This is a genomic window from Streptomyces sp. 3330, assembly GCF_031456635.1.
GTDB lineage: Bacteria > Actinomycetota > Actinomycetes > Streptomycetales > Streptomycetaceae > Streptomyces.
Genome location: NZ_JAVDVA010000010.1, coordinates 251,484 through 277,946, shown reverse-complemented (window position 1 = coordinate 277,946; position 26,463 = coordinate 251,484). Strand labels below are relative to the sequence as shown.

At 73.4% G+C, this 26,463-nt stretch carries 19 protein-coding genes, 2 tRNA genes and 1 riboswitch; of the genes, 9 read left to right on the top strand and 12 right to left on the bottom strand.

The window, feature by feature from the left end; genetic code table 11:
- The first annotated feature begins 248 nt into the window (after positions 1-248).
- Both J2X68_RS19425 and J2X68_RS19420 read left to right on the top strand, forming a co-directional pair.
- Complete coding sequence (locus tag J2X68_RS19425) at positions 249-1,016, top strand: helix-turn-helix domain-containing protein (protein ID WP_310433794.1); 768 nt, start codon at positions 249-251, stop codon at positions 1,014-1,016.
- A 310-nt stretch (positions 1,017-1,326) separates the two neighbouring features.
- Entirely contained in the window at positions 1,327-3,318 is a 1,992-nt protein-coding gene (locus J2X68_RS19420; protein ID WP_310433793.1) for a sigma-70 family RNA polymerase sigma factor, read from the top strand.
- Here J2X68_RS19420 and J2X68_RS19415 read toward each other — a convergent pair.
- Both J2X68_RS19415 and J2X68_RS19410 read right to left on the bottom strand, forming a co-directional pair.
- The gene (locus J2X68_RS19415) at positions 3,305-6,694 is read right to left on the bottom strand and encodes a BTAD domain-containing putative transcriptional regulator (RefSeq protein ID WP_310433792.1); all 3,390 of its coding nucleotides are present in this window, start codon (positions 6,692-6,694) and stop codon (positions 3,305-3,307) included. The two genes, J2X68_RS19420 and J2X68_RS19415, sit on opposite strands and share 14 nt — an antisense overlap.
- 58 nt (positions 6,695-6,752) lie before the next feature.
- Complete coding sequence (locus tag J2X68_RS19410; RefSeq protein ID WP_310433791.1) at positions 6,753-8,870, bottom strand: asparagine synthase-related protein; 2,118 nt, start codon at positions 8,868-8,870, stop codon at positions 6,753-6,755.
- Positions 8,871-9,576: 706 nt separating this feature from the next.
- Here J2X68_RS19410 and J2X68_RS19405 point away from each other — a divergent pair.
- The 4 genes from J2X68_RS19405 (at position 9,577) to J2X68_RS19390 (ending at position 14,960) form a co-directional block, all read left to right on the top strand.
- Positions 9,577-11,001: an MFS transporter gene (locus J2X68_RS19405; RefSeq protein WP_310433790.1), complete on the top strand. Its 1,425-nt coding sequence runs from the start codon at positions 9,577-9,579 to the stop codon at positions 10,999-11,001.
- Between the two features lie 70 nt (positions 11,002-11,071).
- Positions 11,072-12,289, top strand: coding sequence for an L-2-hydroxyglutarate oxidase (gene lhgO, locus J2X68_RS19400; RefSeq protein ID WP_310433806.1), 1,218 nt, complete (start codon positions 11,072-11,074; stop codon positions 12,287-12,289).
- Between the two features lie 94 nt (positions 12,290-12,383).
- Complete coding sequence (gene trmB, locus J2X68_RS19395) at positions 12,384-13,226, top strand: tRNA (guanosine(46)-N7)-methyltransferase TrmB (RefSeq protein ID WP_310433789.1); 843 nt, start codon at positions 12,384-12,386, stop codon at positions 13,224-13,226.
- Positions 13,227-13,424: 198 nt separating this feature from the next.
- Positions 13,425-14,960, top strand: a complete 1,536-nt coding sequence (locus J2X68_RS19390; RefSeq protein WP_310433788.1) for a PrsW family intramembrane metalloprotease — start codon at positions 13,425-13,427, stop codon at positions 14,958-14,960.
- Between the two features lie 242 nt (positions 14,961-15,202).
- Here the strand turns inward: J2X68_RS19390 and J2X68_RS19385 are convergent, their stop codons facing one another.
- The 4 genes from J2X68_RS19385 to J2X68_RS19370 form a co-directional block, all read right to left on the bottom strand.
- On the bottom strand, positions 15,203-16,141 hold the full coding sequence (locus J2X68_RS19385) for an aldo/keto reductase (protein WP_310433787.1): 939 nt from the start codon (positions 16,139-16,141) through the stop codon (positions 15,203-15,205).
- Between the two features lie 265 nt (positions 16,142-16,406).
- A complete protein-coding gene (locus tag J2X68_RS19380; protein WP_310433786.1) occupies positions 16,407-17,429 on the bottom strand; it encodes a M23 family metallopeptidase in 1,023 nt (340 codons plus the stop codon).
- A gap of 7 nt (positions 17,430-17,436) precedes the next feature.
- A riboswitch (cyclic di-AMP (ydaO/yuaA leader) is annotated at positions 17,437-17,605 on the bottom strand.
- Positions 17,606-17,931: 326 nt separating this feature from the next.
- Positions 17,932-18,005: transfer RNA gene (locus tag J2X68_RS19375), tRNA-Met, on the bottom strand.
- 71 nt (positions 18,006-18,076) lie between these two features.
- Positions 18,077-19,204, bottom strand: a complete 1,128-nt coding sequence (locus J2X68_RS19370) for a dihydrofolate reductase family protein (RefSeq protein WP_310433785.1) — start codon at positions 19,202-19,204, stop codon at positions 18,077-18,079.
- A gap of 114 nt (positions 19,205-19,318) precedes the next feature.
- On the opposite strand from J2X68_RS19370, the gene J2X68_RS19365 reads away from it, so the two are divergent.
- Together J2X68_RS19365 and ribA are read left to right on the top strand one after the other, a co-directional pair.
- Complete coding sequence (locus tag J2X68_RS19365; RefSeq protein WP_310433784.1) at positions 19,319-19,843, top strand: MarR family transcriptional regulator; 525 nt, start codon at positions 19,319-19,321, stop codon at positions 19,841-19,843.
- Between the two features lie 265 nt (positions 19,844-20,108).
- A complete protein-coding gene (gene ribA / locus J2X68_RS19360; RefSeq protein WP_310433783.1) occupies positions 20,109-20,750 on the top strand; it encodes a GTP cyclohydrolase II in 642 nt (213 codons plus the stop codon).
- Here the strand turns inward: ribA and J2X68_RS19355 are convergent.
- From J2X68_RS19355 to J2X68_RS19340, 4 genes are read right to left on the bottom strand one after another with little or no spacing between them, the layout of a single operon-like run.
- Entirely contained in the window at positions 20,737-21,483 is a 747-nt protein-coding gene (locus J2X68_RS19355; protein ID WP_310433782.1) for an NUDIX domain-containing protein, read from the bottom strand. The genes ribA and J2X68_RS19355 overlap by 14 nt on opposite strands.
- Positions 21,480-21,857, bottom strand: coding sequence for a DUF4406 domain-containing protein (locus J2X68_RS19350; protein WP_310433805.1), 378 nt, complete (start codon positions 21,855-21,857; stop codon positions 21,480-21,482). Before J2X68_RS19350 ends, J2X68_RS19355 begins: the two co-directional genes overlap by 4 nt.
- 31 nt (positions 21,858-21,888) lie before the next feature.
- A complete protein-coding gene (locus J2X68_RS19345) occupies positions 21,889-22,698 on the bottom strand; it encodes a DeoR/GlpR family DNA-binding transcription regulator (RefSeq protein ID WP_310433781.1) in 810 nt (269 codons plus the stop codon).
- Positions 22,699-22,747: 49 nt separating this feature from the next.
- Entirely contained in the window at positions 22,748-23,920 is a 1,173-nt protein-coding gene (locus tag J2X68_RS19340) for a N(5)-(carboxyethyl)ornithine synthase (RefSeq protein WP_310433780.1), read from the bottom strand.
- 267 nt (positions 23,921-24,187) lie between these two features.
- On the opposite strand from J2X68_RS19340, the gene J2X68_RS19335 reads away from it, so the two are divergent.
- A complete protein-coding gene (locus J2X68_RS19335; protein WP_310433779.1) occupies positions 24,188-24,547 on the top strand; it encodes a hypothetical protein in 360 nt (119 codons plus the stop codon).
- 149 nt (positions 24,548-24,696) lie between these two features.
- On the opposite strand, the gene J2X68_RS19330 is transcribed toward J2X68_RS19335, so the two are convergent.
- A tRNA-Lys gene (locus tag J2X68_RS19330) sits at positions 24,697-24,769 on the bottom strand.
- A 100-nt stretch (positions 24,770-24,869) separates the two neighbouring features.
- Complete coding sequence (locus J2X68_RS19325) at positions 24,870-26,423, bottom strand: amino acid permease (RefSeq protein WP_310433778.1); 1,554 nt, start codon at positions 26,421-26,423, stop codon at positions 24,870-24,872.
- Positions 26,424-26,463 lie beyond the last annotated feature (40 nt).

The following is a 26,463-nucleotide window of genomic DNA, read 5'->3' as shown; positions in this document are numbered from 1 at the left end:
TGCGTGAAGGGGCGCAATCGGGACGTATGCGGCCCGTACTCCGATCGGGGGGCGCTCCGTGCGGAACCTGCCCCTTCTGAATTGACTCCCTCTCAACTATGTTCGTGTGTCGACGGGGTGTCAGGGGGAAGTGCTCTGCGGGTCTGCGACGGGCGGGTCCGGGGAGGCCGTCCCCTGTGTTCCACGCCCCGACTTTTCGATGGCGGGGAGAGTCTCCGGGGGGAGACGTCATTACCGGGGGAACATTCATGCACACTCACAATTCGCATTGGTCGTCCACGTCCGCTCTTTCACCGGGCGGCGCGGTCGGTACGGCGGTGGGCAACGGACGCGGGGAGAGCGCGCGGACGGCGCCCCTGCGGGTGGACGCACAGCGCAATCTGGAGCACGTACTGCGGGCGGCCCGCGAGGTCTTCGGCGAGCTGGGCTACGGCGCGCCGATGGAGGACGTGGCGCGGCGCGCGCGGGTCGGGGTCGGCACGGTGTACCGGCGCTTCCCGAGCAAGGACGTCCTGGTGCGGCGGATAGCCGAGGAGGAGACCTCCCGGCTGACCGATCAGGCGCGGGCGGCGCTCGGCCAGGAGGACGAGCCGTGGTCGGCGCTGTCGCGTTTCCTGCGGACGTCCGTGGCCTCCGGCGCCGGGCGGCTGCTGCCGCCGCAGGTGCTGCGGGTCGGCGTCGCGGAGGACGGCGAGGAGGCCGGGCCGGCCGACGAGGCGCGGGTGCCGCAGCAGCGGACCCAGCCGGGCGGCGGTGAGCTGCGGCTCGTCGCGGGCGACGGCACGACGGCCGCTGTCGACGACGCCGGAGCGGCGGCGCTGCTCGAGGTCGTGGGCCTGCTCGTGGACCGCGCGCGGGAGGCGGGCGAGCTGCGCACCGACGTGTCGGTGTCGGACGTGCTGCTGGTGATCGCGACGGCGGCGCCCTCGCTGCCGGATCCGGCTCAGCAGGCGGCGGCGTCGGCGCGGCTGCTGGACATCCTGCTGGAGGGTCTGCGGTCGCGTCCCTCCGCGTGAGGGCGGGTGCCACCGGCGCCGGCAGGCTGCGGGCGGGTGGCTCGAAAGGGTGACGGCGGGCGGTGGCCCCGCGCGACCGTCACCCTCGCCCACGCCGCCGGTTATTCCCGACATTCCCGGCAAGGACCTCAACTGCTGCCCTCAGCAGGACAGTTGAACCTTCCCCGTGCGGGTGAAACCTAGTACTGGATTGCGTCAGGTCCCCACGGACGAGTGGACGGCCCGTTCCACGGGGTCCTGACCAAAAGCCAATATGGCACTCTGACCCGGTGGTCAGGACTGGTTGGGCCGGCGGCGGGGGCTTTCCGCGATGAGTGGTGACGGTGGGGACGAGTCGCTCGGACCGTCCGGTGACGGTGACACGGAGGCCGACGGCCTGACCTCACCGCAGGTGCCGAGCCAGGGCGGGCGCGCGAGCGGGCCGCCGGGCGGCCGCCCGGGCGATCCGGTGGCCCGTCCTCCGCTGCGTCCGCTCGACGACGCGTCCGAGGGCAGCGTTCCGGCGCAGCGCGAGCGGCGCGCCGGTGTCGCCCTGCCGCCGCAGCGGGACCAGCCGCGGGCCGACGCCGATCTCATCGGCCGGATGCGCTCGGGCGACGACACGGCGTACGAGGAGCTGTACCGGCGGCACGCCGACGCCGTGCGCCGCTACGCGCGCACCTGCTGCCGGGACGCGCACACCGCCGACGACCTCACCGCCGAGGTCTTCGCCCGCATGCTCCAGGCGGTGCGCGGCGGTTCGGGACCCGAGTACGCCGTCCGCGCCTACCTCCTCACCTGCGTCCGGCGGGTGGCCGCCGACTGGACCCGGTCGGCGAAGCGGGAGCAACTCGTGGACGACTTCGCGGTGTTCGCCGCGCAGTCCGCCCGCTCCTCCGAGGCGACCGACGACACCGTGCCCGCCGGTTCCTTCGGAGCGGGCCTGGAACTGGGCGCCGACGTGCGCGCGATGCACGAGGCCGAGCAGTCCATGGCCATGCAGGCCTTCCGCTCGCTGCCCGAGCGGTGGCAGGCGGTGCTGTGGCACACCGAGGTCGAGGACGAGTCGCCGAGCGAGGTCGCCATGCTCTTCGGCCTCGACGCCAACGGCACGCGCGTACTCGCCAGCCGTGCCCGTGAAGGCCTCAAGCAGGCCTATCTCCAGGCCCATGTCAGCGCCACGCTCACCAGCGACGAGGAGTGCGCGGGTTACGCCGACCAGCTCGGCACCTATGCCCGCCGCAGGCTGCGCACCCGCGCCGAACGGGGGCTGCGCAAGCACCTGGAGGAGTGCGCCAAGTGCCGGCTGGCCGCCCTCCAGATCGAAGAGGTCGCGGGCAGCATCCCCGCCGTCGTGCCGGTCGCGGTCATCGGCTGGTTCGGCGCCGCCGGGTACGCCAAGGCGCTGGCCCTCGTCGCCGGGGGCGCCGGAGCGGGGGCGGCGGGCGCCGCGGGCGCGGCCGCCGCGGCGAGCGGGTCCTCGAGCGGAGCGGGCGCGGGCGGCGGGGCCGTGGCCTCGGAAGGGCTCGGCGCCCCGGTGAAGGCCGGGATCGCGGCCGGTGTGGTCGCGGTGGCCGCCGCCGCGGTGGCCCTGGCGCTCGTCGGTCACAGCGATCCCGCGGCGCGGCCCGAGGCCAGACCCCCGGCGTCCGCGCCGGCGCCGGTGGCCCGGCCCGAGGAGCCGACCCCCACGCCGACCCCGTCGAAGGAGCGCGCGCCGGAACCCGCGGCGATCGTCCCGGCGGCCGCGTCGACGCCGAGCCGCGGCCCGGCGTCGACGCCGACCCCGACCCCGACGCCGACGCCCAGCCCGACACCCGTCCCCGACCCGACGCCGCCCCCCACTCCGACCCCCACGCCGACTCCGGCGCCCACGCCGCCGCCCGCCCCGTCCGTCTATCCGCTGAGCGGACTGTCCTTCGACGTCAACGGTGACGGAAGCGGGCCCGAGATCCGGCTCGGCGGCAGCAGCTGGGTGTGGCAGCGGTACGGGCTGTCCATCGCGGACCGGCACTTCGAACGCGGGGTGACCGTGCACGGCGACTCCTCCGTCACCGTCGACCTCAACCGGGAGTGCACCTCCTACGACGCGTTCGTCGGCGTCGACGACCTGACGATGAAGCTCGGCAAGGTCTCCTTCGCCGTCTACGCCGACGGGCGCCGGGTCTGGGCGTCCGGGGTGATCAAGGGCGGCGACCCGGCCGTGCCCGTGCATGTGGATCTCGCCGGCCGCACCACCGTGCGCCTGGTGGTCGAGCCGCACAACGGCCTCGACTCGGTGGCGCTCGCGGACTGGGCGGACTCCGCGTTCACCTGTTCGTAGGCGCCTGCGCGGCTCTGGCCGTCGGTCCGGCCGGGTGGTCGCGCACGCCGTCCGTGAGCTCCCGGAGGGCGTCGGTCACCGTCAGAGGCGTGCCCCGGACGCGCTCGGCCGCGTACCGCTCGGCGCCCAGGGCGGCGCGGGCGGCGGCCTCGGTCAGCTCGGCCCGGGCGTGCTGCGGGGCGGGACGCGGGTGGGGGCCGCGCAGGGTGTCGGCGGCCGCCAGGAGGCGGGTGGCCCGCGGATGGTCCCCGAGCCGGGTCAGCAGGTCCGCCGCGGCGTCCAGGATCGACGACGTGACCGCCTCGGCGCACTGGTCGGTCAGCGCCCGGCGCAGGGTGTCGGCGAGCATCGGCAGGCCGTGCCCGGGACCCGACTCGGCGGCGGTGAGCTCCGCGTCGAGCATGTTCAGCGCCGCCACGAACTGGGGCGGCGGGGTGCCCGCTCCGGCCGCCACCCGGACCTCGTCGCAGAGCACGCGCGCGTGTGCCACCTCCCCCTGGTGCAGCGCGATGTGGGAGCGCAGCAGGAGGACGAAGGCCCGGACGTCGGGCACGCCGTAGCGGTCGGCGGCGGTGTTCGCCTCGTCCAGCGCGGTCAGGGCGCCCTCGACGTCGCCCGAGCGGTAGGAGATCTCCGCGAGCCGGGCCATGAGGAACGGCGACTCGGCGTACGCCCCGACCTCGTAGGCGAGGCGCAGCGCCTCGCGGTACTCCCGCTCCGCCTCCGCGAACCGGCCGCGCGCCATCTCCGCCTCGCCGGCCGCGCCGCACACCTGGGCCCGCATCCAGCGGTCGCCGACGCGCAGGCTGAGCACCCGCAGCTCCGCGAGGTCGTCGTCCACGCCGTGCAGTCCGCCGGGTGAGTCGACGACCATGTGGGTGCGGAACATCAGGGTGCAGCCGAGCTCCCAGTCGCCGCCGTGGACGCGGCAGTTGGCGACGGCGCGGTCCAGGACGCCCCGGACGTCGACCACGTCCCGCATCTGGAAGGCCGTCAGCGGCCAGAGCAGGCCGGGCATGCGTGCCGCCCGGGGGCCGCCCGGTTCGTAGTCGGCGCGCATGCGGACCAGGTACTCCTGGTAGCGCGGGTCCGCCACGAGGTCCTTCGGCTCGGACTCCGACAGCAGGAACAGGTTCAGCATCCGCAGGTTCATGCGCTGCGCGTGCCGGGGGTGGGCCTTCTCCGTGGCGGCGGACGTGCCGAGGAGGGCGTCGAGGGGGTGGAGGGCGGCCATGCGGGCGGCGAGGTCGGCGGGGACGGTGGGCGGCGCTCCGGGCCCGGGTTCCCCGAGGGTGTCCAGGACGGCGCCGAGGCGCAGGGTCCGGTCGCTCCACTCGGCGCCCTCGTGGCGGTAGTTGCGCAGCCACCAGAACCAGCCCGTGGCGAGGCAGAGGGCGGTGGCCTCGTCCTCGTCGCCCGTCGTGAGCGCGCGCTCGAGTGCCACGCGGATGTTGTCCAGTTCGGTCTCCAGGCGGGAGATCCAGGGGAGTTGTCCGGCGGAGCGCAGCAGCGGGTCGGCCCGCTCGACGAGCGCGCGCGCCCAGGCGCCGTGGCGCCGTCGGGCCGCCGACCGGCAGTGCGGCAGCTCGGCGGCACGTTCGGTGGCGTACTCGTGGATCGTCTCCAGCATGCGGTAGCGCATGCCGTCGCCGCTCCCGCACGGCGCCGCCACCACCAGGGACTTGTCGACGAGCGCGCCGACCAGGTCCGCGACCGGGCCGGTGCACACGGCTTCCGCCGCCTCCAGGTCCCAGCCGCCGGCGAACACGGACAGCTCGCGCAGCAGGGTGCGCTCCGGTTCGTCGAGCAGGTCCCACGACCAGTCGACCACGGCACGCAGGGTCTGCTGGCGGGGCAGGACCGTGCGGCTGCCCGAGGTGAGGAGGCGGAAGCGGTCGTCGAGGCGGTCGGCGATCTGGCGCGGGGTGAGCAGCCGGAGCCGGGCGGCGGCCAGTTCGATGGCGAGCGGCAGCCCGTCCAGCCGCCGGCAGATCTCCGCGATCGCCTCCGCGTCGTCCCGCAGGACGTCAGCCGCGTCGGGGCGGACGGCGGTCGCGCGCTCGGTGAAGAGGCGGTGCGCCTGGTCGGGGAGGAGGGGCTCGACCGGACGGACCGACTCACCGGGGACGCCCAGGGGTTCACGGCTGGTGGCGAGGATCGTGAGCCCGGGGCAGCGGGTGAGGAGGGTCTCGGCGAGGGCGGCGGCCGCGCCGATGACGTGTTCGCAGTTGTCAAGGATCAGGAGTTGGCTGCGCGGGGCGCAGTACTCGACGAGCAGGGCGACCGGGTCGTCCTGCGGGGACGCCAGTTCGCTGGTCATCAGGACGGTCTCGCGCAGACCGAGGGCACTGACCACCGCGCCCGGCACCGCCTCCGGCCGGTCGAGCGGCGCCAGCTCGGCCAGCCACGCCTGCGGAAGCCCGGCGGCGGCCTCCTCGGCGAGGCGGGTCTTCCCGGAGCCGCCCGGTCCGGTGAGCGTGACGAGACGGGCCCTGTGCACTTCGGAACGGATGGCGTCGAGTTCGGGTTCCCGGCCCACGAAAGAGGTAAGGCGCGGACGGATGTTGCCGGTGCGCTCGGGGAGCCGGAGCGGAGTGCGGGGCCCCGGCGGCGCTGCCGGTCCGGGAGTGCGGGCCGCCGGGGCGCCGTGGGCCGGCGCCGGGCGGTCGAGGAGTTCGGTGTGCAGGGCGCGCAGTCGCGGGCCCGGGTCGGCGCCGAGCCCGTCGGCGAGGGCGCGGCGGGCGGTCTCGTACGCGACGAGGGCGTCGGCTTCACGGCCGGTGTCGCGCAGGGCGCGGATGAGGAGGGCGTGCAGCGGCTCGTCGTACGGGTGCGCCGAGGTCAGCTCGGTCAGACGCGGTACGGCTTCCCGGGCGCGGCCGAGAAGCAGGTCCGCCTCGGCGCGGGCGCGGGTGGCCTCCAGCAGGAGGGCGTCGGAGCGGGTCGCCGCGGTGCGGTCGGGGAGGTCGGCGAGGGCGGGGCCGCGCCACAGGGCCAGGGCGTCGTCCAGGGTGCGGGCGGCGGCGGGGGCGTCGCCTCGTCGCAGCGCTTCGCCGCCCTGGCGCACGAGCCGTTCGAAGACGAAGAGGTCGACGTCGTCCTCGGTCGCGGCGAGGCGGTACCCGCCCGGTTCGGAGGCGACGCTGTCCTTGCCGACGGCGCGCCGGAGACGGCCGATGAGGGCCTGGAGCGCGGCCGGGGCGTCCTGGGGCGGGTTCTCGGCCCACACCTCGTCGATGAGGGTCTCGGGCGCGGTGAGACGGCCCGGGCGCAGGGCCAGGGCCGTGAGGAGGGCCCGGAGCCTGGCACCGGGGACGGATACGGCGGTGCCCTGGTCGTCCGTCGTCTGGGTGACGCCCAGAATTCTGTACCGCACCCGTTCATTGTCACCGGGGGTGAGGCGTGGGGCACGGGCTTTGCGGGCGGCGGGTGTCTCAGCCGCCGGAGGAGACGGCCCGCCGCTGGGGGGCGATGCCCGCCGGTACGGCACGCGCGCGTGCCGGGGTGCCCGTCCAGCAGGTGCCCCTGCGGGACAGCAGGCGGCGGAGCCAGAGTTCCAGGGAGACCAGGTCGGCCAGGCCGTCCAGGGGGAGGGGCTCGCCCGCCGCGGCGGCCCTGAGGGCCTTGCGGACCACGCGCGCCTCGATCAGGCCCGCCTCCGCGAGGAGGGGCGCCTCGAAGAGGGTGAGGAGGGAGTCGATGGCCATGCGCAGGCCCGCCCGGGCCGCCGCGGTGGCGGAGGCCTGGGAGGGGGCGCCCCAGCCGGGCGGGAGGTCGGTGACCCCCGCGCCCTTCAGGACGGTGCGCAGGATCGCGGCCCGCGCCCCCGGTTGCACCCGCAGGGTCTCGGGGAGCGCGCGGCACGCGCGGACGACCTGGTTGTCGAGGAACGGCGCGTGCAGGCGCTGGGAGCGGATCTCGGCGGCCTGTTCCAGGACGCGCAGGTCCATGGCGTGCCGGGCGAGGGCCGCACGGGCCCGGTAGTCGCCCGGACGCTGTCCCGGACCCACGCCGGTACGGTGCGCGGCCCCCTGGAGGCGAACCGATACTTCAGCCAGCGCCTCCCCCGTGAGCCAGCGCGCGGCCGGTCCCGCGCCGCCCCAGGTGAGGGCCGCCAGGGACGCCCCCACGGCGCCCGCGTCGTCGTCGACGCCGAAACTGCGGTGCAGCAGGCGCTCGGCCAGGCCCTCCACGCCCGCGCGGTACGGCGTACGGGCCAGGCGGCGGGCCGCGCCGTACACGCGCGCGGGGACGAGCACCGAGCCGTCGGCCTTCGTCAGCGCCGCCACCGGGCGCACCAGATGACGGCGTTTGCGGTCCATCAGCAGGTCCGCGAGGCGGGCCGGGTGAGCGTCCAGCACCTGGCGGGCGCCGTAGCCCGTGAAGTGGTCCGCGCTGCCCGCCGAGAGGCGCGCCCGGTGGCGGGCGGCCGTGACCAGGCTGGGGCCGGGTTCGTCGGTCAGCGGGCCGTCCAGGTCGGCGTACGGCAGGGCCTCCTCGGCGCCGGTCACCACGACGTGGTGCAGGCGCGGGTTGGCCGCGAGGGTGCCGGCCCGCTCCAGCTCGGCCTCGCGTCCGCCGACGGCCAGGTCGTTGAAGGTGACGGCCAGCAGCCGCTCCCCCGCGCCCGTGCCGTGGCCCAGCAGTGTGCCGGGCATGCCGGGCAGGCCGGCCGCGAGGAGCGCCAGCGTGCCGGAGGCCGGACCGCCGGAGAGGTCGGCGCCGATGCCGGGAACGGGCATCCCGCGCGCGGCCCGCCGTTCCGCGGGCCCCATGCCGGGCACGGGGCCCGGGTCGATGTCGGGGACGTGCCGGGGCGCCGCCAGACGCGTGCGCACCGCCTCGATGAGCGCGTCGCGGACGGCGCCGACGGCGCTGTCCGGGTCGGCGGGGGGCGCCGCCACGGCGAGCGAGGCGACCGGCTCGTACCCGGCGACCTCACGGGACCCGGCGCGCAGGATCAGCGCGTGCCCCGGCGGAATGCGGTGCACGCCGTCGTACGGGGTGGAGTCGTGCAGGGCGGCCGGGACGTCGGGGGCGGCGAGGAGCGCCGCGAGGTGACCGAAGTCGAGGTTGGCCTCGATGAGGTCGGCCAGCGGCAGCGCGGCCGTCGCGTACGCCGTGCCGCCGGCCCAGGGAGTGTGGAACACCGGGCGCGCGCCCGCCAGATCGCCGCAGACGGTGATGCGCCGGCCGACCTGGACGATCGCCGTGTAGCTGCCCGGCCAGGCCGTCAGATGCCGAAGTGCCCCTCCGCGCGCGGCGAACAGGCCGACGCGCAGCTGTTCGTCGGTCGCGCCGCAGGTGCCGAGGACCGCGACCCGGGTCTGGGCGTCGGCCTGCACGATCCGCACCTCGTCGGGGCGCCAGTCGCCGACGGCCCACAGCGGATCGGGGTCGCCCCACAGGAGTTGGGAGCCGACCGGGTGCAGGGTCTCGCCGTCGTGGCCGACCCGGCCTCCGTACGCCGCCTCGTCGTGGCGTCCGTCGTGAGCGACGGATCCGACCAGCGCGCCCGCGGCGGTGCTGCTCCATCCCACCAACCACCGCATGGACGCCTCCACAGGCTGTGGACAACCGAGTGCACCGCACGAACGGTTCACCATGCTGCCACGAAGAACGCGCCGCAGAAGGAGGCGGCGCCGCTCGCGATCCGGGGAGTGCGCCCGCGTCAACACGTCGGCGCCGGTGGGGGAGTCCCCGTGCACCCCGGCGTCTGCGACGTGAATGCGCCCCCGGTACGCTCCCCCAAGACGCCCCGCGCGCCCTCGATTTCCATGGTGGGAGGCGGTGCCCCCCGCAGAACAGAGGGTCGCTTTTCGGCCAAATCCCCGGTGTGCGACGGGCGTCGAGAGCGTCCCGCGCAGGCTTCGCACACGCTCCGTACACACACGCGTGCCCTGTAAGGCTCGCGCCGGCCCGGGAGACGGACGCCGTCTCCCGGACCGCTCCGCCGCCCGCGGGGATGAAGGCGGCGGTGTCCCCCAGCCCACTGGATCCAGTACAGCGGGCCGACCCACGCACAGCCCATGGAACCGCTCCCGTCCCGGCCGGAGAAGAGCGCACGGCCGGGCGCACGGCCACACGACGGGGGCACGCCGCGACCGTCCGTACCGACGCCCCGGGATGCGTACGGACCACAATCCCGCCAACCGGAAGAATGCCCCTTAACGCTTGGGATGCGGCGAACTACGCTGGGTTTACGAATGCCGCATGGTTATGCCAGCGCGGCAGCCGTCTGTGTCGAGGGGTGGCGCAATGTCCAGGGAGCAACGCGGGCCGAACGAAAAACTCGGCGCCGTTCTCGCCCTCGCGGGAATCAGCAACGCAGGACTCGCGCGACGCGTCAACGATCTTGGCGCTCAACGCGGGTTGACTCTTCGCTACGACAAGACGTCCGTGGCGCGCTGGGTGTCGAAGGGCATGGTGCCGCAGGGCGCCGCGCCCCACCTCATCGCGGCCGCCATCGGTCAGAAGCTCGGCCGTCCGGTGCCGCTCCACGAGATCGGCCTGGCGGACGCGGATCCCGCGCCCGAAGTGGGCCTCGCCTTCCCCAGGGACGTCAACCAGGCCGTGCGCTCCGCCACGGAGCTGTACCGCCTCGACCTCGCCGGCCGCCGGGCCGGTTCCGGAGGCATCTGGCAGTCGCTGGCCGGATCGTTCGCAGTAAGCGCGTACGCGACACCCGCCTCACGGTGGCTGATAACCCCGGCCGACAGTTCGGTGGCACGGGACGTCCACCTCGTGGAGGAGTCCGGCGCACCGCTCAAAGTCGGCCACAGCGATGTGCAGAAACTGCGGGAGGCCGCCGAGGACGCCAGACGCTGGGACTCCAAGTACGGGGGCGGCGACTGGCGTTCGTCCATGGTGCCGGAGTGCCTGCGGGTGGAGGCGGCTCCGCTGCTGCTCGGCTCGTACTCCGACGAGGTCGGCCGGGCGCTGTTCGGGGCGAGCGCCGAACTGACCCGGCTGGCGGGGTGGATGGCCTTCGACACCGGTCAGCAGGAGGCCGCGCAGCGCTACTACATCCAGGCGCTGCGGCTCGCCCGCGCGGCGGCCGACGTGCCCCTCGGGGGGTATGTCCTGGCCTCCATGTCCCTCCAGGCCACGTACCGCGGCTTCGGCGACGAGGGCGTCGATCTCGCGCAGGCGGCCCTGGAGCGCAACCGGGGACTGGCCACGGCCCGCACGATGAGCTTCTTCCGGCTCGTCGAGGCCCGCGCGCACGCGCGCGCCGGGGACGCGCATGCCGCCGGCGCGGCGCTGAAGGCCGCCGAGGGCTGGCTGGAGCGGTCCCGGGAGGGCGATCACGATCCGACCTGGCTCGGCTTCTACTCCTACGACCGTTTCGCCGCCGACGCCGCCGAGTGCTACCGCGACCTGAAGGCGCCGCGTCAGGTGCGCAGGTTCACCGAGCAGGCGCTGTCGCAGCCGACGGAGGAGTTCGTGCGGTCGCACGGGCTGCGGCTCGTCGTCTCGGCGGTCGCCGAACTGGAGTCGGGCAACCTCGACGCCGCCTGCGCGCAGGGAGTGCGGGCCGTGGAGGTGGCCGGGCGCATCTCCTCCGCCCGCACCACCGAGTACGTCAAGGACCTGCTGCACCGGCTGGAGCCCTACGGCGACGAACCCCGGGTGGTGGAACTGCGTGAGCGGGCCCGGCCCCTGCTGATGACTCCGGCGTAGGCCGGCGTGCGGCCCGCCCCCCGGGTTTGAAGGCACTGTCAGTGGCGCAGTGCACTATCGAAGCCGGGAGGTGGTGCACGTGTCGAAGATCGCTTACGACGGTGATGTGCTCGTGGTCGGCGGGGGCATCGTCGGGCTGTCCACGGCGTACGCGATCACGCGTGCCGCGCCGGGCACGCGGGTGACCGTGCTGGAGAAGGAGCCCGGGGTGGCCCGGCACCAGACGGGGCGCAACAGCGGCGTCATCCACAGCGGGATCTACTACCGGCCGGGATCGCTGAAGGCGCGCTACGCGGTGCGGGGCGCGGCGGAGCTGACGAAGTTCTGCGCGGAGTACGGCATCGAGCACTCCGTCACCGGCAAGCTGATCGTCGCCACGGACCGGGCCGAGCTGCCGCGGCTGCACGCGCTCGTGCAGCGCGGCCGGGAGAACGGGATCCCGGTCCGGGAACTGGGCGCCGCCCAGATCGCGGAGTACGAGCCCGAGGTCCGCGGGCTCGCCGCCATATGCGTGCGGACGACGGGGATCTGCGACTACACGGCCGTCGCACGGCAGCTGGGCCGGGCCTCCGGCGCGGAGATCCGGTACGGCGCGCGGGCCGTGCGGATCGACCGGCGGCCGGAGCGCGGGGTGGCGGTGCTCACCGCGCGTGGGGAGATCGTCCGCGGCCGGGTGCTGGTGAACTGCGCCGGGCTGTACTCCGACGAGGTGGCCCGGCTGACGGGGGACGAGCCCGAGGTGCGGATCGTGCCGTTCCGGGGCGAGTACTACGAGCTCGCGCGGCCGGAGCTGGTGCGCGGGCTGGTGTATCCGGTGCCCGATCCGGCGTTCCCCTTCCTCGGCGTCCATCTGACCAGGGGGATCGACGGGAGCGTGCACGTCGGCCCGAACGCCGTGCCGGCGCTGGCCCGGGAGGGGTACGGCTGGGGCGTCGTACGGCCGCGCGAGGCGATGGCGACGGCGGCCTGGCCCGGGGTGTGGCGGATGGGCCGGCGGCACTGGCGGTACGGGGCCGGGGAGCTGCGGCGGTCGGTGTCGAAGAGGGCGTTCGTGGACGCGGTGCGCCGGCTGCTGCCGGCGGTGGAGGAGGGGGACCTGGTGCGGGCGGCCGCGGGGGTGCGGGCGCAGGCGGTGCTGCGGGACGGCGGTCTGGTGGACGACTTCCTGATCCGGGAGGGGCCGCGGGCGGTCCATGTGCTGAACGCGCCCTCACCGGCGGCCACCGCCGCACTGCCGATCGGGCGGGAGGTGGCCCGCCGGGCCCTGGAAGCGCTGACCGACGCATGAGCGACGGGGTGCCCCGCTCACCCGGGCGACGGTCGGCGGCCGGGCTCCCGGGCGCGGCCGGCACCTGGAGCCGACCCGTAAAATCGACCCCACTGTGTCTGATTCCGTGAGCACCTCCGACGTCCCCCAGTCCTTTCCCGGTGGCGAGCACCACCCGGGCGAGTCCGTTCGGCACACCCGCGCCAAGGGGGAGCCCCGGTTCCCCGACGGACCGAAGGCCGATCCCGCGGGGTCGCACTTCGAGCGGCGGATCCGGAGTTTCCAGCCCCGGCGCAGCCGGGTGACGGCAGGGCAGGCGGACGCGCTGCAGCGGCTGTGGGCCAAGTGGGGGCTGGACATCGACGGGCACCCCGTCGACCTCGCCGGGCTGTTCGGCGACGACCGTCCCGTCGTACTGGAGATCGGCTTCGGCATGGGGGAGGCGACCGCGCAGATGGCGGCCGCCGACCCGGACACCGGCATCCTCGCGGTGGACGTGCACACGCCAGGCCAGGGCAATCTGCTCAATCTCGCGGACCGCACCGGGCTGACCAACGTCCGGGTGGCCAACGGCGACGCGATCATCCTGCTGCGCGAGATGCTGCCGCCGGACTCGCTCGACGGGCTGCGCGTCTACTTCCCGGACCCCTGGCCGAAGAAGCGCCACCACAAGCGGCGCCTCATCCAGCCCGAGTTCCTCGACCTGGCCGCGACGCGCCTGAAACCGGGTGCGATCGTGCACTGCGCCACGGACTGGGAACCGTACGCCGCACAGATGCTCGAAGTGCTGACCGCGCACCCCGCCTTCGAGAACACCCGGACCGACGGCGGGTTCGCGCCCCGCCCCGAGTTCCGGCCGCTGACCCGTTTCGAGGGCCAGGGGCTGGACAAGGGTCACGTCGTGAACGATCTGCTCTTCCGTCGCGTACAGCATCGCGTCCGGCCCGGAGACCGCTGACCGGACCGGCAACCGTTTCCGGGCGCGGCCCAGGGCTCGGTCCAAAGGCCGGCTCAGGGACCGGTCCGGTGCTCGGTCCAGGGCTCGGTCCGGTGCTCGGCCCGAAGGCCGGCTCAGGGACCGGACCGGGAGCAACCCAGGGATCAGCGACCGACCGCCCCCTCCACCACAGTCCCCTCCCTCGTTAGGGTCGATGCCGTGGCCATCAGTCCTCCGTTCCCGCCCTATCCGCCGCATCCCGGCGGCACACCCGAGGACGGTGTGCTCCGGCACGCTCACTGGTGGCAGCGCAGAGGGGTCCGGTACGGGGCGCTGATCACCCTGCTCACTCTGTCCGGGCTGGTCATCCTCGCGCTGGTGCGCGAACAGACCGGCACGGAGGGCTTCCTGGTCGGGCTCGGGCTCGCCGTCCTGCCGGTGCCGCTGCTGATCGCCGCCTTCCGCTGGCTGGACCGGGTCGAGCCGGGGCCCTGGCGGAACCTGGTCTTCGCCTTCGCCTGGGGCGCGTGCGCGGCGGCGCTGATAGCCATCATCGCCAACAGCTTCGCGACCAGATGGATAGCCACCGCAACCGCCGACCCGTCCAGCGCGGACACCCTCGGGGCGACCGTCATAGCGCCGATCGTCGAGGAGTCCGCGAAGGCCGCCGCCGTCCTGCTGCTGTTCCTCTTCCGCAGGCGGGACTTCACCGGGATCGTCGACGGCGTGGTCATAGCCGGGGTCACCGCCACCGGCTTCGCGTTCACCGAGAACATCCTCTACCTCGGCACCGCCTTCGGCACCGACCAGCTCACGGGCGACACCGGCATCGCCTCGGTCACCGTCGCGACCTTCTTCGTCCGCGTCGTCATGTCGCCGTTCGCGCACCCCCTGTTCACCGTCCTGACCGGCATCGGCTTCGGCGTCGCCGCGCTCTCCGGGGACCGCCAGCACCTGCGGCGCGTGCTGCTCCCGCTGGGCGGGCTGCTCCTCGCGATGGGCATGCACGCCCTGTGGAACGGCTCCTCGTCGTTCGGCGAGTTCGGGTTCTTCGCGGTGTACGCGGCGATCATGGTGCCCGCGTTCGGGCTGCTGACCTGGCTGGTGGTGTGGACGCGGCAACGCGAGCTGCGCACCGTGCGCGAGGAACTGCCCGCCTACGCGGCCGCCGGGTGGCTCACCCCGGCGGAGCCGTTCGCGCTCGGCTCGATGCGGGCCCGGCGGCTGGCCCGCGAGTACGCGGGCCGTCACCTGGGCAAGCCCGCGGCGCGGGAGGTGGCACGGTACGAGGCGTACGCGACCTCCCTCGCGTTCCTGCGGCACCGAGGCCGACGGGGGCGGGCCGGGGCCGACTTCGTCGTACGCGAGCGCGAGTTGCTCAACGAACTGTGGAGGCGGGGCGAGATCGCCCGGCCCGCGCTGGACCACGCGGCCCGGATGACGGCCCCGCCGGTACGGGTGGCGCCGCCGCCCTGGCCGGTCCACGGGGTGTACGGGTACGGCCGGGGGCCGGCCCTCGGCCAGGTCCACAACGCCGGTTTCGGGCACCCGGCCGCGCCGGTGTACGGAAGCCCGGCAGGGCCCTCGTACGGGAGCCCTGCCGGACCGTCGTACGGGTACGGCCACGGGGGCGGCTACGGGTATCCCGCACCGCACGGCCCCGGACCCGGCCCTGCCCAGGGGCCCGGCCCCGCACAGGGACCCGGACCGGGGTACCCGGCGAGCCCCTACCCGGCCCCCCACCCGCACCAGTGAGCAGGGCCGGCCGGGGCCGATCGGACCGAGCAGGCCAGGGCCGGGGCGGATGACGTCACCCAAGGCCAGGCCAGGCAGGTCGATCAGAACAAGCAGGGTCGGTCAGCCCAGGCAGGGTCGGGTCGGTCAGCCCAGGCAGGGTCGGTCGGAGCGGTCAGGCCAAAGGCTCTGGCCAAGCTAGATCAGACCAGGCCAGGTCAGGTCAGGTCAGGTCAGGTCAGGCCAGGCCAGGCCAGGTCAGGTCAGGCTCGGGTCAGGCGGGTGATCTCCTCCGCCGTCAGTTCCAGCTCCGCCACCCCCAGCAGCGCCGGCAGCTGCTCGACCGTGCGCGCGGAGGCGATCGGCGCGGCCACCGTCGGCTGCGCGGCGAGCCAGGCCAGGGCGACCGTGGGGATCCGGGTCCCGTGGGCCTGGGCGATCTCGTCCAGGGCGGTGAGGACGTTCCGGCCCCGCTCCGTGTCGAGGTGCTTGGCGGCGCCGGCGGCGCGGGCGCTCTGCACGGTCGTACCGGGCCGGTACTTGCCGGTGAGGAAGCCTGCGGCCAGGGCGTAGTAGGGGACGGCGGCGAGGCCGAAGCGGGCGGCGAGATCCTGGAGGCCGCCCTCGTAGGTGTCGCGGGAGACCAGGTTGTAGTGGGGCTGGAGGGCGACGTACCGGGCCAGGCCCTCGCGGTCGGAGAACTCCAGCGACTCCTGGAGACGCTCGGGCGAGATGTTGGAGGCGGCGATGTGCCGCACCTTCCCCGCCCTCACCAGTTCGTCGAGCGCGCCGATGATCTCCTCGACCGGCACCTCGGGCTTGTCGAAGTGCGTGTAGTAGAGGTCGATGTGGTCGGTGCCCAGACGGCGGAGCGAGGCGTCGGCGGCGGCCTTGATGTTGTCGGCGGACAGACCGGGGAAGTCGGGGTGCTGGCTCACCTTGGTGGCGATCACGACGTCGTCGCGGTTGCCCCGGGCCTTCAGCCACCTGCCGATGATCGTCTCGGACTCACCACCGCTGTTGCCATCGACCCACGCCGAGTAGGAGTCGGCGGTGTCGATCAGGTTGCCGCCCGCGGCCGTGTAGGCGTCGAGCACGGCGAAGGAGGCCGTCTCGTCGGCGGTCCAGCCGAACACGTTGCCGCCGAGGGCGAGCGGGAAGACCTCGAGGTCCGAGGAGCCGAGCGTGCGAAGAGAAGTCATGCCTCGTCTCAACAGGCGCCGACGGCCCGCCCATTCCGGACGTGACACGAAGAACATGTGAACAGCCCCCGGGAACGGCCCGCCCGAGCGCGCGTGCGCACGGCACAGCCCGGCAGCCCCGACGCGGAGGGCGTCGGGGCTGCCGGGGTGGATCAGGGGTACCGGACGAGCGGGCTCGGGGCGACCGGATGAGCGGCTCAGGGTGGTCGAAGGAGCGGCTCGGGGGTCCGTACAGCTCAGCTCAGGGGCTTGCCCGAGGGACGGCTCAGGGGTTGAGGCCCTTGTCGCGGAGCCAGGCCGCCGGGTCGATGCCGTCGGCGCTGCCGCCGGGGTGGACCTCGAGGTGGAGGTGGGCTCCGGTGACGTTCCCGGTCGCGCCCACCCGGCCGATGACGTCACCGGTGGCGACCTTCTGGCCGACACTGACGCTGATCGACGACTGGTGGCAGAACCACAGCTCGGTGCCGTCGTCCAGGGTCAGGATGGTGCGGTAGCCGTAGGAACCGGCCCAGCCGGCCTCGGTGATGGTGCCGCTGTGGACGGCCTTGATGAGCGTGCCCGTCGGCGCGGCGAAGTCCAGACCCGTGTGGTAGCCGGAGGACCAGAGGGAACCGGCCTGGCCGAAGGTCGAGGTGATGGTGTACGAGGAGGTCGGCAGCGTGTACTGCTTGGCCAGCTCGGCCAGGCGCGCGGCCTCGGCCTTCGCGGCGGCTTCCTCCGCGGCCTTCTTCTTCGCGGCGGCGGCCTTGGCCTCCGCCTCCTTCTCGGCCTTGGCGGCGGCGTCGGCCTCGGCCTTGGCCGCCGCGGCGAGGGCCTTGACCTCGACCTGGGACTGCTGGGACTCGGCCTGCGCCATGATCCGGCTGCGCAGCGCCTCGCCGGCGTCGGCGGCGCTGTCCTCGGTGTCCACGGCGGCTTCGGAGCCGAAGCTGGCGAGGGCCGGAGCGGCTTCCGGGGTGGGCTCTTCGTCGGAGATGAGCGAGCCCACGTTGGGCAGGTCCGGCATCGAGATGGAGACCGGGGCCTTGCCGGTGTTGGCGCTGGCCATGCCGCCCGCGCTGACGGCGGCTATGACGCCGACCCCGAGAACGGTGGAGCTGCGGGCGAATCCGCCGCCGCGCTGCTTGGCGACGCGGTGCTTGCCGCGTACCGGGCGAGTGGACTCCGCGGTGGGGTTCCACTCCTCCCAAGGTCCCTCGTCGGTGCGGTAGCCGCCGTAGCCGAAGGTCTCGGTGGACCGCTGGCTGGGCGCGTACGGGGCCTCGGGGGCAGGCGGGTTGGACGCCACGCGGGCGCACTCCTTTCCTTCCGTCGCCTACCGGGTTAGCTGACGGGTTCGGAGCGGGAAGGTCTCCTACGCGCGTATACCGGTCGTGGACTCTGCGAGTTCACGACGGCTTCCGCGTGATTCACCCCATGGTGGTGGTTCCCCGGTTCCCTTGCGGGATTCGGCACGTGCCGCACGGAGCCGACTCTGGTGCCGGCTGGGACGACCGCGCTGCGTTATCGAACGTTAATAGACCCGGGGGTGGGTTTCCAAGCTGTTCCTCTTGATCAACAACATTTCTGGCCTGGACTTTTGGGCTACCAGCGGTGAAAAACGGGCGAGTTGACCCCGCCCCGCCCTGCCCCGGAAACGCTTCATCAGTCATCCGGCTTTTGATGGTGACTCAGTTGTTATGCGCAGGGCGCTCGACCGGTCACCAGGAGTGAGGAAAGGGCCGGGAAAAGGCATCGGCGAAAACGCCGAAGGCCGAAACCCTTTCGGATTCCGGCCTTCGGTTCATCAGTAGCGGGGACAGGATTTGAACCTGCGACCTCTGGGTTATGAGCCCAGCGAGCTACCGAGCTGCTCCACCCCGCGGCGATGAACCCAACTGTACGCCATCAGCGGGACAGAAAGCACATCGGTTGATCCACGGGGCCCCGGCCGCCTCACAGGAGGTGGCGATTCGGCTCCTTCGCCCGCTCCTCGTACTCCGGGAGCACCAGGACGTCGACGCCCCGGTCCGTCAGCAGACCGGTGCCGTCGGCGTCCGTGACGAAGGTGTCCGGCTCCCGCCAGGCCGTGACCACCCTGCGCACTCCCGCGTCGAGGATGAGACGGGCACAGGGGGCCGGGCGGGAGGAGCGGCGCGCGCACGGTTCGAGGCTGCTGTAGACGGTGGCCGCGGGCAGCCGGGGGTCGGCGGGGTCGAGCTTCGCGAGGGCGGCCTCCTCGGCGTGCACGACCGGGTCGCCCGCCTCGCGGGAGTGGCCGCGCGCCAGTTCCGTGCCGTCGGCGGCCACGATCACCGCGCCGACGCTGAAGGCGGTCTCCGACGGCGGACAGTCGGCCGCGAGGGCGCAGGCGAGGGCCAGCCAGTGCCGGTCGGCCGCGGCGGGCAGCCGTCCGGTGCCGGGGGCGGTGGGCTCGTAGCGGTTCAGGACGACGTCCTCGATGCGCCGGGTCTCCACCAGGCGCAGGCGTCCGCCCTGGTAGCCGCCCGGCCCGAAGAGGCGGGGCGCGGCCGGGTCGCCGACGAAGAGCGGGGCGAGGACGAGCTGGAGTTCGTCGGCCAGGCCCTGCCGGAGCAGCTGCGTGTGCACCGTCCCGCCGCCCTCGACCATGAGACGCCGTACGCCGCGCACGTCATGGAGGTGTTCCAGGAGGCGGCGCCAGTCGAGTTCGGGGCCGAGCGGGACGGCGTCCGCGGCGATGCCGAGCGCGCGGACCCGCTCGGCGCCCTTCTCCGTCGTGTAGACGACCTTCTCGCCGCCCGTGTGCCAGAAGTTCGCCGCCGGATCGAGGTCGCCGGAGCCGCTGACGGTGACCTTGAGGGGGTACGGCGGCAGTCCGGCGGCCTCGCGGGCGGCGCGGCGCGCGGGGGAGTTCACGAGGAGCCGGGGATTGTCGGCGCGGATCGTGCCGGCGCCGATGAGGACGGCGTCCACGGAGGCCCGCACCTCGTCGACGCGGTCGAAGTCGGCGCGGCTGGAGAGGAGCAGGCGCTCGGGCGTGGTGTCGTCCAGGTAGCCGTCGAGGGAGACGGCGGCTGACAGCAGGACGTACGGGTACGGCATCGACACGGCTCCCCGGGCTCGGTCCGACGGCGGTTCGGCGGCAGCCTGACGGCGATGCGACGGCGGTCCGACGGTGGTCTTGGTTCAAGTTTGAAACAAACTTACACTGGGTGCATGACGACTCGCTGGCTCACCCCCGAGGAGCAACGCGCCTGGCGCGCGTTCGTGGCCGGCCACCTCCTCCTCGACGACGCGATCGACCGGCAGCTCCAGCAGGAGGCCGGCATGCCCCACCTGTACTACTCCATCCTCGCCAACCTCTCCGACATCCCGGAGCGGCGGCTGCGGATGACCGACCTCGCGGAGCGGCTGAAGATCACCCGCAGCCGGCTGACCTACGCGGTGTCCCGGCTGGAGAAGGACGGGCTGGTGCGGCGCGAGGACTGCCAGTGGGACAAGCGCGGCAGCGTCGCGGTGCTGACGGACGAGGGCATGACGGTGCTGGAGAACGTGGCGCCCGGCCATGTCGAGACGGTCCGCACGGCCCTCTTCGACCGGCTCACCCCCGAGCAGGTGGGACAGCTGGAGGAGATCTTCACGCAGGTCGCGCGCGGTTTCCAGGAGAAGGACGGGAACGAGACGGCACCGGAGGACCTCCCCTGGCGCCGCCGCTCGTCCCCCTGCTCCGGAACCCCGTGACCGCGGCCGGGGCGCCGCACCGGGAGCGCGGCCTCGCGTGCCCCGGTGCGAGCGACCGCCTGCCCGCAACCGCGCGACCGCGACCGCCTGACCACGGCCACCTGCCCGCAACCGCCCGATCGCGGCCCCGTGAGAGGCGTCACACATCAGTTGCTTCAAATTTAAAGCATGAGGTAGGGTCGCGACTCGTTGGATCTGCTTCAAATCTGAAGCACAAGGCGGGACAGTGCCGCCTTGCCACCGTCCTCCGGACCCGGGAGACCGCATGCCCGACACCCCCGCCGCCACCCCGCGCGCCCGCGTCCGGGTACCGCTGCGCTTCCCCGACGGCTACTCCGTCGACGCCGAACTGGTCACCTTCCACGGACTCGCCGACGGCCAGGAGCACGTCGCCGTCGTCCTCGGCGCCCCCGCGCCCGGCGTCACTCCCCTGGTCCGGCTGCACTCCGAGTGCCTGACCGGCGACGTCTTCGGCTCCGCCCGGTGCGACTGCGGGCCGCAGCTGCGCGAGGCGGTCGAGCGCATAGCCGGGACGGGCGGCGTCCTGCTCTACCTCCGCCAGGAGGGCCGCGGCATCGGCCTCTACAACAAGCTGGACGCGTACGCCCTCCAGGACCAGGGCCTGGACACCTACGAGGCGAACGCCGCCCTCGGCCTGCCCGAGGACGACCGCGACTACACGGCCGCCGCCCAGATGCTGCGCGCCCTGGACATCACGAGCCTGGACCTGCTGTCCAACAACCCCGACAAGGCGGGTCAGTTGCGCGACCTGGGCATCGACGTCCGCGACCGTGTCCCGACCGGTGTCTTCACGACCCCGCACAACGTCCGCTACCTGCGCGCCAAGGTCCTCCAGACCCAGCACACACTGCCGCTGGCGGACCTCACCGGGCTCAGCGTGGGCTGACCGCCGGCGGTCCGAACGGTCCGTCCAGCGCGGCCCATTGGAGCAGCATGATGGTCTTCGCGTCCGCGATCGCGCCGGTGCGGACGAGGCCGAGAGCCTCGGTGAAGGGGAGTTCGACGACCGCGATGTCCTCTCCCTCGGCCGCCACGCCCGCCGTGTCGGCGCCGGGGGCGGAGGCGTCGTAGGGGGCGGCGAAGAAGCTGAGGCGCTCGGTGACCGAGCCGGGGCTCATGAACGCGTCGAAGACGTGCTCGACGTCGTGCACCGCCCGGCCGGTCTCCTCGGCCGCCTCGCGGCGGATCGCCTCGCGCGGGTCGTCGCCGTCCAGGAGTCCGGCGGCGGCCTCCAGCAGCATGCCGTCCGGATGTCCGTTGACGTACGCGGGCAGCCGGAACTGCCGGGTGAGCAGGACGGTACGGCGGTCGGGGTCGTAGAGCAGGATCGTGGCGCCGTCGCCCCTGTCGTACGTCTCGCGCTGTTCGCGGCTCCAGTGACCGTCGCTGTGCCGGTAGTCGAAGGTGGTGCGGCGCAGGACGGACCAGTCGCAGGCGAGGACCTCGACGTCGACGACGCGGACCCGGTCGTTGCCGGTGAGGTCGCGTCCGTGGCGGTCGAGCCCGGTCCGGCCGCGGGGGTCGGGGACGTCGATGCCGGGGGTGCCGGGGGCGGGGCGGGACGGGGCGTGGTGGGAGCCGGACGCGGGGGCGGGCGGGGTGTCGACGTACTCGGTCATCGGCGGCCTTCGACAGGAGTTGCGGTGGCGTCGGGAACGGCGGCGAGGTCGGCGTAGACCGGCTTGCCCTGAGCGCGGGCCAGCGCGGTCATCCGGTCGGCGCCCTGCGAGGGACCGCCGATGCGCAGCACCGCGTCGCAGCGCTCCAGCAGGCGTTCGGCGACGGGGTGGAAGAGCTCGTCGAAGAGCGGGTCGCCAGGGGCCGCGCCGCCCGCCGCCTCCAGCAGCGGCAGCGCGAGCGCCTCGCCGGTGACGGGCAGATGCCCGGCGCGGAACAGGACGAGGGCGACCTCGTTCATGGCGCGCACATGGGCCGCGAGCTTCGCGGGGTCGTCGCCGGTGCCCGCACGGTACGGGCCGGCGACCAGGATCATCAGCGGTTTCACGGGGTCTCCTCGGGTGGGTTCAGGCCAGCCGGGTCTCGACGCCGGCCTCACGCAGGGCGTCCAGGGTCTGCGGGCCGCCGGGATGGGTGGCGGAGTCCGCCGCGGCGGCGTCGGTGACGAAGGAGTGCACGGCGTCGAGCGGGGCGACCTGGCTGAACGCGCGCACACCCAGCTTGGTGGCGTCGGCGACGGCGACCGTGCGGGCCGCCTGGCCGAGTCCCGCCTGCTTGACGGCCGCGTCGTCGAGGGAGAACTCCGACCAGCCGTGCACGGCGTGCACCCCGCCGATCGACATCACGAACACGTCGAAGGCCAGGGATTCGAGGGTGCGCAGGGCCAGCGGCCCGACGAGGGACCGCTCGCCCGGGCGGGACCGGCCGCCGACGACCAGCAGGTCGATGCCGGGCCGGTCGGCGAGCCGCACCGCGGCCTGGAGACTGAGCACGGCGACGGTCAGCGGGCCCCGCGCGGCGAGGTGTTCCGCCACGTGGACGGTCGTGGTCCCGGCGTCCAGCAGCACCCGTGACCCCGGCTCGACGAGGCCGGCGACGGCCGCGCCGAGCCGGTCCTTCGTCGCCGCCTGCCACGCCTGCCGGGCCTCGAAGCCACCGCCCTCCTCGCGCGGGCGCCCGGCGACCGCCCCGCCGTGCACGCGGCGCACCAGCCCCTGCCGCTCCAGCACGTCGAGGTCGCGGCGCACGGTCATCTCCGAGACCCCGAGCCGCTGGGCGAGCTCGGCGACCGAGACCCGCGCCTGCCCCTGTCCTTGGTCCTGGCCGTGCCCCTGCACGAGGCGAAGGGTCAGGTCGAGACGGTCCGCGACATCCATGACGGCATTTCTATCATGCGGGTGTTCGAATGAACATCGGCATGTTCATTCATGCCTGTGCGGTCGGTGGAGCGGCCTGGGCCTCGGGGAGGTGCGGATAGGCGGCCGCCCGGTGCTGGAAGGAGAGGATCTTCGGGTTCTGGACGACCCCGTCGCGGATCTCGATGGCCTTGCGGACCGTGGGGTCGGCGTCCCAGGCCGCGGGCCCGCTCATGACCGTGCGCAGGTAGGGCAGGAGCGCCTCGCTGATCTCCCAGGTGGCGGAGTTCCACAGATGGGACGGGCTGTGATCCACCGCGTAGTAGTGGCACCCCGCCCCCACGGTGGGCATGGGATCGCCGAAGGTGGTCGGGCGGGCCCAGGCGAAGCCCATGCCCTCGTCGCAGGCGACGTCGACGAAGAAGGTCCCCGGCCGGAACAGCGCCAGTTCCTCCTCGGTGACGAACGTGAGCGGCGCGTCGGTGTCCTGGAGAACGCAGTTGACGATGATGTCGAACCCGGCCAGGTACTCCGCCAGCGGCACGGAACCCGCCGCGGTGAACGCCCGCAGCCGCGTCGGGTCGTCCTCCTGCTCCTCGAAGTGGCCCATCACGACCGACGGCATCGGCGAGGCCACCGCCGCGGCGGCGCGCTGGGTGAGCACCGTGACGTCGGAAACCCCCATGGCGCCCAGCCCCGTGACCGCTCCGCGCGCCGTGGCGCCGAAGCTGATGACCACCGCGCGCAGGCGGCGCCCGTAGCTGCCGGTCAGCCCGCCGAGCTGGAGGGCGTGCAGCACCGAGCAGTAGCCGGCGAGCTCGTTGTTCTTGTGGAACACGTGGACGCTGAAGGCGCCCGTGGAGGTCCAGTGGTTCATGGCCTCCCAGGCGACCAGGGTCAGCCGGCGGTCGATGGCGGCCTGGGTCATTTTCTCGTCCTGCACACAGTGCGGCCATCCCCACAGCACCTGGCCCGCGCGCAGTTCGGCGATGTCCTCGTGCAGGGGTTTGGGCAGCAGCACGATGTCGCTCTCGGCGAGGATCCGCTCGCGGGAGCGCAGCCCGGCCACGAGTGGTCGCAGGGCGTCGTCGGCCACGCCGAACCGCAGGCCGTAGCCCTGTTCGAGGAAGATCCGCTCGCGGACGTCCGGGGCGATCCGGTCGAGGTGACGGGGGTGCAGCGGGAGGCGGAACTCGTTCTCCTTGCGCGAGGAGGCGAGTACTCCGAGACTCATCAGGCTCATGGGGAGGCTCATTTCCGGCCGGGCACGCGGTGCTCCGGCATTGCCGTTCCCCGAGGGCGACGCCGAAACGGATGACGGCGTGCGAAGTGCGCTCGGTAACGCCACCGTACTCCCGGCCCCGGCCCCGCAGCGCCCGCCGTCCGCCCCGGCCCGACCGGTCGGCGCCCCCGGCAGGCGCCCTGCGGCCCTGCGGCCCGGCGGGCGCACGGCATGATCGAAGTCCCCGCGGGTCCGTCCCGGACGGGTCGGTGCATAGAATCCGATCTCATGCCGAAGCCTGACGAGCTGATCGTTGACATCGCCGCCCTTGTGGAATCCGAGCAGAGCAACCAGATGCCCCTGACCGTGGTCACCGGTGGGGCCGTCATCACCGGTCGACTGGCTCCCGAAGCCACCTGGCGGCAGAGGGTGTCCGAGGTGCTGACGGACTCCGCCCGCCTGGGCGAGTTCTCCGCCGTCTTCGACACCCCAGCGAAGAAGGACGGACCACCGACGCATCTGCACTTCCACGTCGCCCGGATCCTCCAGGGCACGGTGGGCATCCCCGAGACGGGCGGGATGTACCGCGTGGCGATCGAGGACGTCAGCGCCTGGACGATCGGCGACTTCAGCTACTCCGACCACTGACCCGACGGCCCGCCGCCGCGCCGGGGGCGGGCCCGCACCCGCGCGCACGCGCCGGCCCGCCCGGAGAACGGAAGCGGCGCCCGGTCGACCGAAGTCGACCGGGCGCCGCGTCTCGGGCCGGAAGGGGATGCCCCCCGCCTCGCCGCCGGTAGGCCCTGTGGGACTCGAACCCACAACCAATGGATTAAAAGTCCACTGCTCTGCCAATTGAGCTAAGGGCCCAGGCGATGTTGCCTCCCCGAGCATAGCCGGACGTGGCCGTGTCTCCGATCGGGTATCGGAGACACGGGCGCGCCGGACGACGCGAAGCGGTCGAGATCGGTCACCGGTCGGGCAGTTCGGCGGAAGCCCCGGCCCGTGCCGCCTCGCGGGCGATGGTCCGTTCATGCGTGGGATCGAGGAACCAGGTGCGGGCGGAGACCTGCCACCACCCGCCCGCGAACCCCAGCACGACGAGGACGGCGACCGGGGCGTAGTTGAAGGTCTCCCAGGTGACCGGGGAGACCTGGGGCAGCATGAACAGGACGGTGATGACGGCCACCCACGCCACCGACACCACGCCGATCGCCTTCGACCACCGGCCCAGGTGCCACGGTCCCCGCACGAAGGCCTCGCCCTTGCGGACGCGCAGCAGGGTCGGGATGACGTACGCGATGTAGAGGCCGATGACGGCGATCGAGGTGACGGCCGCGTACGCGGTCACGTTGATCAGGTACGGCAGCCCCAGCACCAGCGCGCCGCCAGCCGCCAGCCAGACCGCCGCGACAGGGGTGCGGGTGCGCGGGCTGACCGTGTGCCAGATGTGCGAGAACGGCAGGGCGCCGTCCCGCGAGAAGGCGTAGATCATGCGGCTGTTGGCGGTCACCGAGGCCATCCCGCAGAACAGCTGGGCGCCGATCACCACCAGGAGCAACAGCTTGCCCGCGGTCGCGCCGAGCGCGTCGAGCAGGATCTGGGCGGGCGGCGCGCCGGTCGGGGAACCGAGCGCGGCGTCGTAGGACTGGATGGCGTACGTGAAGCCGAGCAGCAGCACGAAGCCCGCGATCCACGAGGTCCAGATGGACCGCACGATCCCCCGGGGGCCTGCCGTCGAGGCGTCGTGCGTCTCCTCGGTCATGTGGGCGGAGGCGTCGTAGCCGGTGAAGGTGTACTGGGCCATCAGCAGACCGAGCAGGACGACGTACACCCCGCTGCCCCAGCCGGTGTTGTTGACGAACTCGCCGAACACGAAGGACGTCGACTGATGCGTGTCGGGGACGAAGGCCAGCGCCCCGACGATGACGCCCACGCCCAGCACGTGCCACCACACGCTCACGCTATTGAGGAGGGCGACGATCCGCACCCCGAAGGTGTTCAGCAGTCCGTGCAGCACCAGGATCCCGGCGAAGAGCAGGACCGTCCGGCCGGGTGTCACCTCGAAGTCGAACTGGAGGTTCAGATAGGCGCCGAGGAAGGAGGCGGCGCCGAAGTCGATGCCCGCCGTCACCGCCACCTGGCCCAGCACGTTGAACCAGCCCGTGAACCAGGCCCAGGCCGCCGCCGACCGCGGGGGCGCCAGCCGGTGCGCCCAGAAGTAGAGGCCCGCCGACGTCGGGTATGCCGAGCAGATCTCGGCCATGGACAGGCCGACGAACAGGGTCATCAGCCCCACGGCGACCCAACCCCAGGTGATCACCGCCGGGCCGCCCGTGTTCATGCCGAACAGATACAGCGTCAGACAGCCCGACAGGACCGAGATGATCGTGAAGGAGACCGCGTAGTTGGAGAACGCCGACATGCGGCGGGCGAGGACCTGGGTGTAACCGAGTTCGGCCAGCAGCTCTTCGTCCGAGAGTTTCCCGGGAGACTGCCGACCCGCTGTGCCGTCATCTGTCATGCCCCCAGCAATTCCCTCGCCGGGGGCGTGACACACGTCA